Origin of the sequence: Sphingomonas mangrovi (genome assembly GCF_047975845.1) — a bacterium.
Classification (GTDB): Bacteria; Pseudomonadota; Alphaproteobacteria; order Sphingomonadales; family Sphingomonadaceae; genus Sphingomonas.
In genome coordinates this window covers 1-13640 of sequence record NZ_JBIUCZ010000018.1, presented here as the reverse complement: position 1 = coordinate 13640, position 13640 = coordinate 1, and the positions used below count along the sequence as shown (strand labels likewise).

The window sequence follows — 13640 nt, the reverse complement described above, 5'->3', positions numbered from 1 at the left end:
TCAGCATCCAGACGCGCACCGCATGCGGCTCGAACGGTGCGGCAATGGATCCTGACTTTCGTCAGGATGACGAAGGGAGGGAGGGGCGCGCATTTCGCATCCCACTTCCGCTTCACCGGCCCGTTCGCCATTCCTGATTGCAGCCCCCAAATGCCCGTCGCCGGGCGCACAGACGGGAGCCATCCCGCACCCCGGCGACCTGAGGAGAGACCATGACCCTTCGCCCCGTGTCCGTCCTGGCGCTCGCCGTCGCCCTCGTGACGGTGCCTGCCGCCGCGCAGACCGCCGCCGCGCCCGCCCCGGCGCAGGCCGAGCGTACGCCCGGCAGCGACGGCCTGATCTTCCACGCGACGCTCGATAGCGGCTTCACCGCCGAGCAGGCGGGGGGCGATGCGGTGCCCAATTTCCGCAGCGGCATCACCACCGTTGCGGACGGGGCGATCGGCGGCGCTGCACGCTGGTCGGACGCGGGCTATCTGGCGTGGAAGGCACCGGGCAACATGCGCGCCGAACGCGGCACGCTCGCCTTCTGGTGGCGTGCGCGCGATCCGCTCAACGACGTGCCGTTCGTGATCTTCCGCGCCGGCTTTGCCGACCACACCAGCTGGGACATGGCGTTCCTGCGCATCGACTGGAACGGCCACGGCTTCGACGCCTTCGTCACCGACGCCAACCTGTCGCGCATCCGCGTGTCCTACACGATCCCGCAGGTCCCCGACGCGAGCGCCTGGCACCACCTCGCCTTCGCCTGGGACGAGACGGTCGGCGTGCGGCTCTATGTCGACGGGCGTGAGGTCGCGGCCAAGCGCCAGACGGCGGACCTCGATTCCGGGCTGGACCAGTTCGGGCTCGCCGGCCGGGTGATCTCGCCGCATCAGGTGCAGAGCCGCTACAATTTCATGCGCGGCTCCGACGTCGACGATCTGCGCGTCTACGATCGCATGCTGCCCGCCGCCGGCATGACCGCGCTCGCCGCCAAACAGGAGCCAGCCGCGCCGGTGCCCGAGGATGCCGCCGCGCGCCGCACCGCTTGGCTCCATCGCTACGGCTGGGACCGCCAGACCCCGCCCGTGCTCGACGACGCGCAGACGCGCATCCGCAAGGTCGAGTTCGCCGACGCCAGGGATCTCAAGCAGTGGATGTGGAAGGGCGTCGACGGCATACCCGAGACGACGTGGCCCGGCGTCTACAACCGCTCCAGGCTCCCCGGCCGCGACGATTACTTCGAGCTGCCCGACTGGAACGTCTATGTCGAGGGCGGCAAGACCTACGACCTGACCGTGCCCGAAGGCGAGCGCTTCAACCGCGTCACCATCCGCGGCGCGGCCTATGGCACGCTGTCCTATGCGCCCGAGGGCGACCGCTACACCACGCTGGACCGGCGTCCGCAGGGCGTGGTGCACAGCATCGCCAGCTTCCCGCAAAAGACCGGCGGGCGCCTCCGCTTCACCAACGTCATGCAGGAACAGCCGATCCAGGAGATCTGGGCCTATGACGTCACCGCCGGCGCACCGCCGGAGGGGTTGTTCAGCCTCGACTATGTCGTCGATGCCAAGGCGTCGCCCGAGCTTCCCGCGCTCGCCGACCTCAACGCCTATATCGCCGGCCGCTACGCGCCGGACGAGCAGGCGACCGCCGTCGCCATGCCGGCGAGCGGCGTCAAGACCGCGGTCGGCGCGGGCAGCTCGGCCGAAAGCGGCGCCGCGGTGCGCCGTGCCGGCGCGCGGCCGATCGTCCACCTGCTGGTTCCCTCCAACTTCGGCGACGCCTTTCCGGACAAGCCGCTGGCGCGCGCCTGGGACTATGGCTGGCAGAACCTCCACGCCGGGCTCGACGGCATCGCCATCGAGCTGCCAGCGCTATCGGGCAAGGGGCCGATCCCGCTCGACATCGTCGTGCACGATCCGATCTGGCCCGAACGCCAGATGATCGACGTGCAGGTCTCGATCCGCCCCGGCGAGGCGCGCACGCTGTGGCTCGACCTGCGCGACCGCATCCTCACCAACGACAGCCTCTATCTGACGATCGCCTCCGCCGCGCCGGAGTTCGATGCCGACGCGCTCGACGGCACCAAGTTGCGCCTCGTGTTCAAGGACCGCGCCGAGGCGGCGAAGGAGCATGTCGCTGACCGCTTCAACCAGGTGAAGGACAATTGGGGCTTCCTGGTCGAGGAGCATACCGCGTCCAAGAACGCGGCGCTCTATCGCCGGCTGTTTGCCGACATCTCCGACCTGCTGCGCGTCGATCCCGATCATGTCGAGGCGCGGCGCTATTGGGCGGACATCAACTACCGGCCGGAGAACATGCCGGCGTTCGCGCAGCCGCAGCCGCCCGCCGGCGTGCCGCTGTGGGCGTTCCGCCAGCTGGAGGACCTCAAGCTCGTCCGTCAGTTCGTCAACTGGTGGATCGACGAGCGGCAGGTGCCCTATGGCGACTTCGGCGGCGGCATCTCCGACGACACCGACCTGACGCAGCAATGGCCGGGGCTGGCGCTGATGGGGGTCGATCCGGACAAGATCAACGCCTCGCTGCGTGCGCTCGACGACGCGGTGTACAAGAACGGCATGATCGTCGACGGGCTGGGCTATCTCACCACCGACGAGCTCCACGCCTATGAGGAGGGGCTCAACGCCGATGCCGAGCGGCTCTACCTCAACTGGGGCGAGCCGCGCACCGTCGAGCGGATCATGGCGACTACCAAGGCGCTGGGCGGCATCGTCACCCGCAACCCCGCGGGGCACCTGCACTTCTCGTCCAACTGGTACGGCGGCCGCAAGGTCTACCGCGAAGGCGCGTTCGAGTGGCAGAAGCCCTACAGCTTCACCGTGCTGCACGGGCCGATCCTGCTCGGCCTCTACAACGCCAATCCGGCGGCGCGCGGCCTCGTCACCGGCGTGATCGACGGCTGGATGGCACACGGCACGCAGAACGCCGACGGCAGCTGGAGCTATCCCAACGAGATCAACTGGCGCAGCGACGCGACCCGGGTGGGCGACGGCGGTGGCGCGACCACGCCGCTGCAATCGGCCTGGGCGGCGTGGCGCTTCACCGGCGAGGCCAGATACCTCCGTCCGATCGAGACGCGCATCGCCACGGCGGGCCTAAGCGCGCTCGCCGAGTTCAACGAGAACGCCTTCGCCGCGCTGCCGATGGGCGACCAGCTGCTCGCCACCGCGCCGGCACGGGCCGAGGCGACCGGCGATCCCTTCGCCCTCTACGGCGCCTGGACCGCGACCGGCGACCGCGGCTGGCTCGAACGCCTCCACGCCGATGCGATCGCCGACAAGGCGCAGCATCAGTATATGTATACCGAGGGGCATTGGTGGTCGGACCGCGTCGACCAGCCCAACGAGATTCTCCAGCGCGAGCGGCTGGGCGGCATCGCGCTCCGCCGCAATCAGACCTGGCCCGGCAACACCGTCAGCTGGCGCTTCGCCGATCCCGACGCGGCGACGCAGGTCGCGATCCTCGTCCGCGATCCCCGGCCGGACGCGTTCCGGGTCGTCGCCTACAACACCAGCGACCGGCCGCAGCGCGCGACGATGACCGGCTGGAGCGTCGATCCCGGCCGCTGGACGATGAAGGCGGCGACCAGCAGCGACGGCGGCACCACGCTCGCGCCCGGCGAAACCCGGCAGCTGACGCTCGAGCGTAGCGCCTCGACCGAGGTCGTGTTCGCGCCCGGCACCACCACCGTGCTCGACTTCGCGCTCGACCAGCCGGGGTCTCCGGTCGCGCAGCGCCCCGATCTCGGCATCGGCACCGACGACGTGGCGGTGCAGGGGCGGCGGGTCACCGTGACGGTGCACAGCCTCGGCGCGCTGCCGGCCGAGGGTGGCGTCGCGACGCTTGTCGACGGCGACGGGCGCGAACGCGCCCGCGCGGCGGTGCCCGCCCTTGCGGCACCGACCGACCTGACGCCCAAGACCGCGACGGTACGGCTGACCGTCCCCGCGGGTGTCGATCCGTCGACGCTGTCGGTGCGCGTCGCGCTGCCGGGCGACGCGGCGGAGGTGACTCGCCGGAACAATCAGGTGCCGCTCGCCGGGCTCGCCGGGCGATGAAGCGGCGCAGCGTGCTGGCGGGGCTCGCCGCGCTCGCCACGCCGGCGCTGGTGCGTGCCCGCGCGCCCGACCTCCGCACTGCGCTCGACGCGGCGGAGCAGGACGCGCCGGCGCGTGCGCTCGAACGGCTCGCCGGCTTCGATGCCGAGGCGCTGCCGCCCGGCCTGAGCCTCGACCTGCGCGCCGCGTGCGCGGGGCTGGCGATCGACGCGGAGCTCGCCCGGCTGGCGCCGGACGACCGCACCGGCCGCTATGCGCTGCTGCTCCGGCAGAAGGGCGGCACCACTCCGGCCGACACCCGGCGGCGGCTGACGCGCGCGCACCGGCAGCTGAGCGCGCGCGCCGACCGGCTGTTCCGCGGGCTGGGTCGCTCGACCGGCTCGATCGGCGCGCGCTACCAGGCGCTGTTCGCCGACACCCGCTGGCATTTCTCCGACGATGACGCCGGCCGCGACTTGGCGGTCGCCGAGATGAACCGCACCCTCGCCGCCGCCCGCGCGCGCGTCCCCGCGCTGCTGGGGCCGGTGCCGGGCTTCTGCCTCGACGTCGCGGCGCGGCGGATGACGCCCGCAGACGAGGCGGCGGGGCGCGGCGGTTATCGCGAGCTGCCGACGCCCGACCGGCCCGGCGGCTATGTCGTCGACCTGCGGCACCTCGCCCGCCGCCCGTCGTGGAGCCTGACGAGCGTCGTCCACCACGAGCTGCTCCCCGGCCACATGACGCAGATGCCGATGGAGGCGCTCGCCGCGCCGCACCCCCTGCGGCTGCGCTATGCACCCTCCTTCGTCGAGGCCTGGGCGATCTACGCCGAGCAGCTCGCCGCCGCCGACGGCGTGTACCGCGACGACCCGCTGGGCGGGCTCGGCCACCTCCACTGGCTGCTGTTCCGGGTGACGCGCGGTCTCGCGGATCTGGCGATCCATTGCGATGGCTGGAGCGTGGAACAGGCGCGCGCGCAACTGGTCGCGTGGCAGGGCGAGCCCGGCTATTTCGCCCCCTTCGACACCGACCTAGCCCGCATCGCCCGCGAACCCGCGGTGCGCGCCGCCGAGGCGATGGCTTGGCTCACCCTCGCCGACACCGCGGCGCGGGTCCCGGCGGGGCAGCGCGTGGCCTTCCACCAGGCGATGCTGCGCTTCGGCCGGATGCGCAGCGAAGATGTGGCGGAGTGGCGCCGCCTGCGCTGACCCGCGCTTCGGTGTCCTCCGTCCGCCACCTGAACGTCACCCCAGCGCAGGCTGGGGTGTCCGTCGAGGGCGCGGGACAGGAGCCGCGGGAGATCCCAGCCTGCGCTGGGATGACGGGGGTGGGATGCGGTGTCCCTGCTAGCCACCCACGTCACCCCAGCGCAGGCTGGGGTCTCCGCCGATGGCGCGGGACAGGAGCCGCGAGAGATCCCAGCTTCCGCTGGGATGACGGACGTGGGGTGCGGCGCCCCCTACAACGCCCGATACCGGAAATCCCGGAACCGCGCCTCGCCGGCCCCGGCCGAATACAGCCCAGGCCGCAGCATCAGGAACCCGCCGCGCACGTTGTGGTGGTAGCCCGACACCTCCATCCCCCGATCGAAGCGCTTCCAGCTCCGCCCGCCGTCGCCGCTCAGGTGGATCGCGACGATGTGGCGCTTGTTGGCGACCCGCATCCTGAGGCGCCGGCCATAGGGGTTGGCCGGGCGCCCGCGCTCGATGCCGTACTGGTGGGTGACGAAGCGCTGCTCGTCGAACCCAAGCCCGCAGTAGAGCTTGTCGTCGTAGAACAGCACCAGCCCGGCGGTGCCGCCCGGCGCGATCTCGATGTCGCATTCGAACTGGTACGCCGGGTCGCCCGCGATCAGCATCAGCGGCGAGGAGTCGCTCGGCGCCTTGCCGGTCGCCTTCAGCACCAGCGCCCCGCCTTCGACGCGCGCGCGGTCGCGCTCGTCCGGGCCGGGCTGGAAGAAATTCCACTTGGCGCCCAGCTGCAACGTGCGGAAGTCGTCGGACAGCGGCTGGCCGTGCGGCAGCGCGCGGCCGCCCTTGGGTTTGGCGATCGGCTGCGACAGATCGCCGCCCTTCATCCGGAACCAGCCGTCGGCGGTCCATTCGATCGGATCGAGCAGCGCCTGGCGGCCCAGCGTCCAATAGCCGTTCTCATAGCCGTGATAGACCGACCACCAGCTGCCGTCGGGCGCCTCGACCAGGCTCGCGTGGCCGCGCGACCACCAGCGTTCGGCGGTGTCGGTGGTGCGCACCAGCGGGTTGGCGGGGTCGTTTTCCCACGGCCCGTGCAGCGAGCGCGACCGCGCGACGATTACCATATGCCCGGTCGGCGGGCCGGCAGTGCCGCCGACCGCGGTGATCTGGTAGAACCAGCCGCCGTGGCGGACGATCTTCGGCCCCTCGGGCGAGAAGCTCTCGACGTCCCATTCGTCGGGATAGCGCCAGGGGTCGTAGACGTGCTCGACTGCGCCGACCGTCGACAGTCCGTCGTCGGCCAGGCGGATGCGGTCGCCGCCCGACAGGAACAGCCAGCGCGATCCGTCCTCCGCCACCGCGTGGCAGGGATCGATATGGTCGTGGAGCTTCAGGTCGATCGGGTCGCTCCACGGTCCGTCGATCTGGTCCGCCCAGCTGACGTAGATGGTGTTCGGATCGGCCTTGACCGGGATGTAGAGGAAATAGCGTCCGGCGTGCTTCTCCAGGCTCACCGCCCAGACGGAGCCGATGTTCTTCGTCAGCGCCGCCTTGCGCGGCTGCCAGTTCACCAGGTCGCGGCTGTGCCAGATCGTCAGCCCCGGATAGCTGTCGAAGCTGGAGAAGGTCATGTAGTAATCCGCGCCGTCCTTCAGGATGGCGGGATCGGGGTGGTCGCCGGCGAGCAGCGGGTTGAGGAACCGCCCGTTGCCCAGGTCGGCGATCCGCTGGTTGTCGAACCCGCGCTTCCAGTCGGTCGCGGCGGGCGGCGCGCAGGGCTGGGGCGCGGCCTGCGCCGGCGCCCCCAGCATCGCTGCCGCGCCGCCGGCGAACGCCGTTCCCAGCGCATCGCGTCTGCTCAACGTCATGGCTTCGCTCTCCTTGGTCGTGCGCGTCAGATCTCGACGCGCGCCAGCCTGGGCGAGAGCAGGTGGACGCTCAGCAACGCCAGGAAATAGGCCGTGCCCGCCACCGCGAACAGCGGCACGTAGCTGCCGATGCTGTCGAGCACATAGCCGGCGTATTTCGCCATCAGCATGCCGCCGATCGCCCCGACCGTCCCGCCGATGCCGACCACCGATCCCACCGCCGCGCGCGGAAAGATGTCCGACGGCAGCGTATAGAGGTTGGCGGAGAACGCCTGGTGCGCCGCGGTCGCGACCCCGATCACCAGCACCGCCAGCCAGAGGTTGTCGATCGACTGGGCGAAGAAGATCGGCAGCACCGCGCAGGCGCAGACGAACATGGTGAGCTTGCGCGCATAGTTGACGCTCTTGCCCGATGCGATCAGCCGGCTCGACATCCAGCCGCCGACGACGCTGCCGATGTCCGACAGCAGATACACCGCGACCAGCGGCGGGCCGAAGCTCAGCAGGTCCAGGTCGTAGCGGTCGCCCAGATAGCCCGGCAGCCAGAACAGGAAGAACCACCAGATCGGGTCGATGAAGAACTTGCCGAGCGCATAGGCCCAGGTCTCGCGCACGCCGACCAGCCGCCGCCACGCGATCGGCTGCGCCGGATCGGCCGGGTCCTGCTCGATCCAGGCGCGCTCCTCCTTGCTCAGCTTCGGGTGCTCGCTGGGGCGGCGGTAGAAGGCGAGCCAGGCGACCAGCCACAGCAGGCTGACCAGGCCGGTGACGATGAAGGCGGCGCGCCAGCCATAGGCGAGGGTGATGACCGGGACGACCAGCGGGGTGATGATCGCGCCGACGTTGGCGCCGGCGTTGAACACGCCGATCGCCAGCGCCCGCTCGCGCGCCGGGAACCACTCGGTCACCGCCTTGATGCTCGCGGGGAAGTTGCCGGATTCGCCCAGGCCCAGGCCGAAGCGCGCCATCGCGAACTGGGTGACGCTGTACGCGCCGCCGTGGGCGATGTGCGCGATCTGCCAGATCACGAACGCGATCGCATAGCCGAAGCGCGCGCCGACCACGTCCATCACCCGGCCGAACCCGAGATAGCCGATCGCATAGGCGAGCTGGAAGAAGAAGATCACGTCGGCATAGTCGGTCTCGGTCCAGCCGAGATCCGCCGACAGCGTCGGCTTGAGCACGCCGATCATCTGCCGGTCGACGTAGTTGATCACCGTCGCCAGGAAGAGGAGCGCGACGATCCCCCAACGATAGCGACCCGCGCGCGTCACCGCGCCCGCGATCGGGTCAGCCCGTCCATTCTCCATGCTTCGTCTCCGACATGCTCTCCTGTCGGGCGGCGGCCTCTATCGTGCCGCTCACCCGCAATTCTCCGAACCGCGCCTCGACTTGGGCGCCGACCGCCACCGGATGCACGCCGGTTACGGCACCCGACGAAATCCATTGGCCTGGCAGAAGTGTCAAGCCACGTCGCGCCAAGCTTTCGACCAGAAACGCCACCGCGCCGAACGGCCCGTCGAGCATCGTGCGCGCCTGCGCCCCGCCGACGCAAGCGCCATCGACATGGGTCGACACCTGCCAGTCCTCGAACGCGCGGCTGCGCCAGTCCGGGACGGGCGCGCCGACCCGCAGCGCATTGTGGTTGCCGAAGTCGCTGATCGTGACCAGCGGCCCGTCGGCGTTGATCCCGGCATAGGGCGAACTCGCGATCTCGAACCCGACGTGCACCGCGTCGACCAAGTCGACCGCCTGTTCGGCCGTGAGCGTCGTGCCGGGCGCGGGGGTGCTGCCGATCCGCAGCAGATATTCCGCCTCGACCGCCGCGAAGCCGCCGGCGATCACCGGCAGCGCCGCTGCGGCATCGGCGGCGGTCCGGATCTGATCGGAGAAGATCGGCCCGGCCAGCCGCGGGACTCCCAACTGCTCCAGATAGGGGGCGGGCACGCGGCCCACCTTCCACCCTGCGACGGCACCGCCGCGCAACGCGATCGCGCGATCCTGCACCGCATAGGCGTCGGCCAGCGTGGTCGGGCGAGCGCCCGGATAGTCGGCAACCGGGGTGGCCGCGCGCCGTGCCTCTACAAAGGCCCGCGCGATCGTCTCTGCCCCGTCCATTGCCGATCCACCCTGCTGCATCCTGGGCGAAGGGCTATTGGAAACCGGTGTCAGGGGCAAGCCTCCATTTCGGCGATCGCCGCTGTCCTACACGGCCGCGGCTGGTTAGACTTCTTCGTCATGCTGACGAAAGTCAGCATCCAGACGCGTACCGCTGGAGGCTCCAGCGTTGCGGCAATGGATCCTGACCTCCGTCAGGATGACGATGGGCCAGCGAGCGTTCCTGGCCTAACCTTCGCCTAACCTTCCGCCCGCAATTGTCGCTGGCGACAATCGCTCCGGCCGCTATGCAGGGGGCATGATCAAGGCGTCGCAGCCCACCATCAACGACGTCGCACGCCTGGCCGGCGTATCCAAGAAGACGGTCAGCCGGGTCATCAACAACAGCGCGCTGCTCAACGAGGACACGCGCAAGCGCGTCGAGCAGGTGATCGCCGAGCTGGGCTACACGCCCAATCCGCAGGCGCGGGCGCTGGCGCTGCGGCGCAACTTCGTCATCGGCCTGATCCACGACAATCCCAATGCGCAGATGGTGCTGGGCGTCCAGCACGGCCTGCTCGAGGTGCTGCGCGAGACCGAGTTCGAGCTGCTGGTCCATCCGGTCGACCGCGGCGATCCGGAGATGCTGGGCGAGGTGCGGCGCTTCCTCGAACGCCAGCGGCCGTTCGGGGTGATGCTGCTCCCGCCGATCTCGGAGAACGACCAGCTCGCGAAGCTCTGCGCCGAGATCGGCTGCCGCTATGTGCGGATGGGGTCGGCGCCGTTCGATGCGCCGGCGCACATGGTCGCCTCCAACGATCGCGAGACGGTGGGCCACGCCATCCGCCACCTGATCGAGGCCGGGCACCGCCACATCTGCGTCATCGCCGGCCCGCGCGGCTTCCGCTCGGCGCACGAGCGCCAGTCGGGCTATGAGGAGGCGATGGCCGCCGCCGGGCTGCCGTTCGACCGCACCTGGATCGCGCCGGGCGACTATACCTTCGAATCGGGAATGCGCGCGACCGAGCGGCTGCTCGACCTGTCGCCGCGGCCGACCGCGATCTTCTCGTGCAACGACGAGATGGCGGCGGGCGCGATCCATGTCGCGCGCCAGCGCGGGCTCGACGTGCCTGCCGATTTTTCGGTGATCGGCTTCGACGACACCACCATCGCCTCGCACCTGTGGCCGCCGCTCACCACCGTGCGCTGGCCGATCGAGACGATGGCGCGCGCCGCCGCGCTCAAGCTGACCGGCGACGTCGCCGCCGACGACGGGGAAGAGCATGCCCTGTTCCTGTCGACGCTGATCCGCCGCGCCTCGGTCGCCGCGCCGCCGGGCTGAAATCTATCTGATAAATTGGGTGGACAGGCCGCGTCGGGATACGCCATCCTGCCCCGGACCTTGCGCGGCCGCTTGTCGGACGTGCGCGCTCCTGTCCGAGGGTTTCGATGACCAAGCTTGCGCTGCATCCCGACCGGCTGTTCCCCGCCGAGCCGACCACCCGCGCCATCGCGCGCCGGCTGTACGAGCGCATCGCCGACCTGCCGATCGTCTCCCCGCACGGCCACACCGATCCCGCCTGGTTCGACCGCAACCAGCCGTTCGAGGACCCGGCGCGGCTGCTGATCGTGCCCGACCATTACGTCTTCCGCATGCTCTACAGCCAGGGCGTGCCACTGGAGCAGCTGGGCGTGCCTCGCGCCGACGGCGGCGCGACCGAGGCCGATCCGCGCGCGATCTGGCAGCGCTTCGCCGGCCACTACCACCTGTTCCGCGGCACGCCGTCGCGCATGTGGCTCGACTGGGTGTTCGCCGAGATCTTCGGGATGGACGAGGTGCTGTCGGCCGCCAATGCCGACGCCTACTACGACACCATCAATGCCGCGCTGAAGCAGGACGCGTTCCGCCCGCGTGCGCTGTTCGAACGCTTCGGGATCGAGACGATCGCCACCACCGAGGGGCCGCTCGACCCGCTCGACCACCACCGCGCGATCCGCGCAAGCGGCTGGCAGGGGCGGGTGATCACCACCTATCGCCCAGACCCCGCCCTCGACCCCGAGTTCGAGGGGTTCCAGGCCAACGTCGAGCGGCTCGGCGAACTCGCGCGCGAAGACGTGTCGAGCTGGCGGGGCTATCTGCGCGCGCACGAGAATCGCCGCGCCTATTTCCGCGAGGTCGGCGGTGCCACCGCGACCGATCACGGCCATCCCAGCGCCGCCACCGCCGACCTCTCCACGGCCGACGCCGAACGCCTCTATGCCCGCGTCCGCTCGGGCGACTGCACCGCGGCGGAGGCCGAGCTGTTCCGCGCGCAGATGCTCACCGAGATGGCGCGGATGAGCATCGACGACGGCATGACGCTGCAGATCCACCCCGGCGTCCACCGCAACCACAACGCGACGGTGATGCGCCAGTTCGGCCGCGACAAGGGCGCCGACATCCCGCTGGCGACCGACTTCGTCGGCGCGCTCCATCCGCTGCTCAGCCGCTACGGCTCCGATCCGCGGCTGACCGTGATCCTCTTCACCCTCGACGAGGACAGCTATGCGCGCGAGCTGGCGCCGCTCGCGGGCCATTATCCGGCGTTGCGGCTCGGCCCGCCCTGGTGGTTCCACGACAGCCCGGAAGGGATGCGTCGCTTCCGCGAGCGGGTGACCGAGACCGCCGGCTTCTACAACACCGTCGGCTTCAACGACGACACCCGCGCCTTCCTGTCGATCCCCGCCCGCCACGACGTCGCGCGGCGGATGGACTGCGGCTTCCTCGCCCGCCTCGTCGCCGAGCACCGGCTGCCCGAGGAGGAGGCGCACGAGGTCGCGCAGGCGCTGACCTACGATCTGGTCAAGCAGGCGTACAAGCTGTGAGCGAGCGGCTTTCCGACGCTACCCTCGCCACGCTCCCGCCGGAGGTGACCCGTCCGGCGTACGATCGCGCTTCGGTGACGCCCGGCGTAGTCCACCTCGGCATCGGCGCCTTCCACCGCGCCCACCAGGCGGCGGTGTTCGACGCGGCGCTTGCCGCGGGCGACCTGCGCTGGGGCATCCTCGGCGTATCGCTGCGATCGGCGGGCGTGCGCGACCAGCTGGTGCCGCAGGACGGGCTCTACACGCTGGTCGAGCGCGACGGCGATCGCCGCCGGCTACAGGTGATCGGCGCGGTGCAGACGGTGCTGGTCGCGCCCGAGGATCCGGAGGCGGTGGTCGCCGCGCTCGCCAGCGCCGACACCCACCTCGTCACGCTGACCGTCACCGAAAAAGGCTATAAGCTCGACCCCGCAACGGGCGCGCTGATCGAGGAGGATGCGGACGTCGCCGCCGATCTCGCCAGCCTCGACGCGCCGCGCACCGCGCCCGGCTTCCTCGTCGCCGCGCTCGCCCGGCGGCGTGCGGCGGGGCTGGCGCCGTTCACCGCGATCAGCTGCGACAACCTGCCGCACAACGGCGCACGGTTGCAGCAGGCCGTGCTGCGCATGGCCGCCGCGCACGATGCCGACCTCGCCGCCTGGATCGAGGCGGAGGGCGCCTTCCCGCAGACGATGATCGACCGCATCGTGCCCGCCACCACCGATGCCGATGTCGCCGACCTCGCCGACACACTCGGCGTCGAGGATCGCGCGATGGTGAAGACCGAGCCGTTCACCCAATGGGTGATCGAGGACCGCTTCGCCGGCCCGCGCCCCGACTTCGCACGCCTCGGCGTCCAGCTCACCGACGCGGTGGCGCCTTGGGAGGAGGCCAAGCTTCGCCTGCTCAACGGCGCGCACTCCGGCATCGCCTATCTCGGCGGGCTCGCCGGGATCGACTTCGTCCACGAGGTGGTGGCACTGCCCGAAGGCCGCCGCTTCGTCGAGCGGCTGTGGGACGAGGCGGCGTCGACGCTGTCGCCGCCCGCGGCCCTCGACGTCGCCGCCTATCGTGGCGAGCTGATGGCGCGCTTCGCCAATCCCGCGCTCCAGCACCGCACCCGCCAGATCGCGATGGACGGATCGCAGAAGCTGCCGCAGCGGCTGCTCGCGACCATCGCCGCGCGGCAGGCGGCCGGCGCGCCCTATCCCGCGCTCGCGCTGGCGGTGGCGGCGTGGATGCGCTGGCAGGGCGGGGTCGACGATGCCGAGCAGGACTTCACGGTCGACGACCCGCTCGCCGCGCGCACCCGTGCCGCGCTGGAGGGCGCGGAAAATGCCGATGCGCGGGTCGCCGCGTTGCTGGCGATCGATGCGATCTTCCCGCCGGCGCTCGCCGGAACCGCGGAGGTGCGGCAGACGCTCGCCGCCTGGCTCCACCGCCTGGAGGCGGAGGGCGCCCGAGCCACGCTCGCCCGGCTGTAGAGCAGATCTGAATCATCTGTGGACGCCCCTTCGGTTGCAAGCGGTATCTGGAAGTTCTGACACGTAGTCGGATGCTGCCATCTGTCCGGCCTGTAATGCAGCGGCAAGCTG

At 70.7% G+C, this 13640-nt stretch carries 8 protein-coding genes; 5 read left to right on the top strand and 3 right to left on the bottom strand.

Features of this window, described 5'->3' with window-relative positions:
• Positions 1–212: 212 nt before the first annotated feature.
• Positions 213–4064 carry a LamG-like jellyroll fold domain-containing protein gene (locus ACBY01_RS10210; protein WP_416460718.1) on the top strand — a complete coding sequence of 1284 codons (3852 nt, stop codon included), beginning with the start codon at positions 213–215 and terminating at the stop codon, positions 4062–4064.
• A complete protein-coding gene (locus ACBY01_RS10205) occupies positions 4061–5251 on the top strand; it encodes a DUF885 family protein (protein ID WP_416460717.1) in 1191 nt (396 codons plus the stop codon). The genes ACBY01_RS10210 and ACBY01_RS10205 overlap by 4 nt, the downstream gene beginning before the upstream one ends.
• A gap of 251 nt (positions 5252–5502) precedes the next feature.
• Here the strand turns inward: ACBY01_RS10205 and ACBY01_RS10200 are convergent, their stop codons facing one another.
• From ACBY01_RS10200 to ACBY01_RS10190, 3 genes are read right to left on the bottom strand one after another with little or no spacing between them, the layout of a single operon-like run.
• Positions 5503–7104 carry a family 43 glycosylhydrolase gene (locus ACBY01_RS10200; RefSeq protein ID WP_416460716.1) on the bottom strand — a complete coding sequence of 534 codons (1602 nt, stop codon included), beginning with the start codon at positions 7102–7104 and terminating at the stop codon, positions 5503–5505.
• Positions 7105–7130: 26 nt separating this feature from the next.
• The gene (locus tag ACBY01_RS10195; protein ID WP_416460715.1) at positions 7131–8414 is read right to left on the bottom strand and encodes an MFS transporter; all 1284 of its coding nucleotides are present in this window, start codon (positions 8412–8414) and stop codon (positions 7131–7133) included.
• Positions 8395–9222, bottom strand: coding sequence for a 2-keto-4-pentenoate hydratase (locus ACBY01_RS10190; RefSeq protein WP_416460714.1), 828 nt, complete (start codon positions 9220–9222; stop codon positions 8395–8397). Before ACBY01_RS10190 ends, ACBY01_RS10195 begins: the two co-directional genes overlap by 20 nt.
• A gap of 298 nt (positions 9223–9520) precedes the next feature.
• Here ACBY01_RS10190 and ACBY01_RS10185 point away from each other — a divergent pair, with 298 nt between their 5' ends.
• From ACBY01_RS10185 to ACBY01_RS10175, 3 genes are all read left to right on the top strand, one after another.
• Positions 9521–10543 carry a LacI family DNA-binding transcriptional regulator gene (locus ACBY01_RS10185; protein WP_416460713.1) on the top strand — a complete coding sequence of 341 codons (1023 nt, stop codon included), beginning with the start codon at positions 9521–9523 and terminating at the stop codon, positions 10541–10543.
• Between the two features lie 107 nt (positions 10544–10650).
• The gene (gene uxaC / locus ACBY01_RS10180) at positions 10651–12066 is read left to right on the top strand and encodes a glucuronate isomerase (RefSeq protein WP_416460712.1); all 1416 of its coding nucleotides are present in this window, start codon (positions 10651–10653) and stop codon (positions 12064–12066) included.
• Positions 12063–13529 carry a mannitol dehydrogenase family protein gene (locus ACBY01_RS10175; RefSeq protein WP_416460711.1) on the top strand — a complete coding sequence of 489 codons (1467 nt, stop codon included), beginning with the start codon at positions 12063–12065 and terminating at the stop codon, positions 13527–13529. The genes uxaC and ACBY01_RS10175 overlap by 4 nt, the downstream gene beginning before the upstream one ends.
• The last annotated feature ends 111 nt before the right edge of the window (positions 13530–13640 follow it).

Bases quoted from the DNA above. Each gene is read 5' to 3' on its own strand.
- ACBY01_RS10185 (WP_416460713.1), top strand. From the start codon at position 9,521: ATGATCAAGGCGTCGCAGCCCACCATCAACGACGTCGCACGCCTGGCC.
- ACBY01_RS10195 (WP_416460715.1), bottom strand. From the start codon at position 8,414: ATGGAGAATGGACGGGCTGACCCGATCGCGGGCGCGGTGACGCGCGCG.
- uxaC (WP_416460712.1), top strand. From the start codon at position 10,651: ATGACCAAGCTTGCGCTGCATCCCGACCGGCTGTTCCCCGCCGAGCCG.
- ACBY01_RS10200 (WP_416460716.1), bottom strand. From the start codon at position 7,104: ATGACGTTGAGCAGACGCGATGCGCTGGGAACGGCGTTCGCCGGCGGC.
- ACBY01_RS10190 (WP_416460714.1), bottom strand. From the start codon at position 9,222: ATGGACGGGGCAGAGACGATCGCGCGGGCCTTTGTAGAGGCACGGCGC.
- ACBY01_RS10205 (WP_416460717.1), top strand. From the start codon at position 4,061: ATGAAGCGGCGCAGCGTGCTGGCGGGGCTCGCCGCGCTCGCCACGCCG.
- ACBY01_RS10210 (WP_416460718.1), top strand. From the start codon at position 213: ATGACCCTTCGCCCCGTGTCCGTCCTGGCGCTCGCCGTCGCCCTCGTG.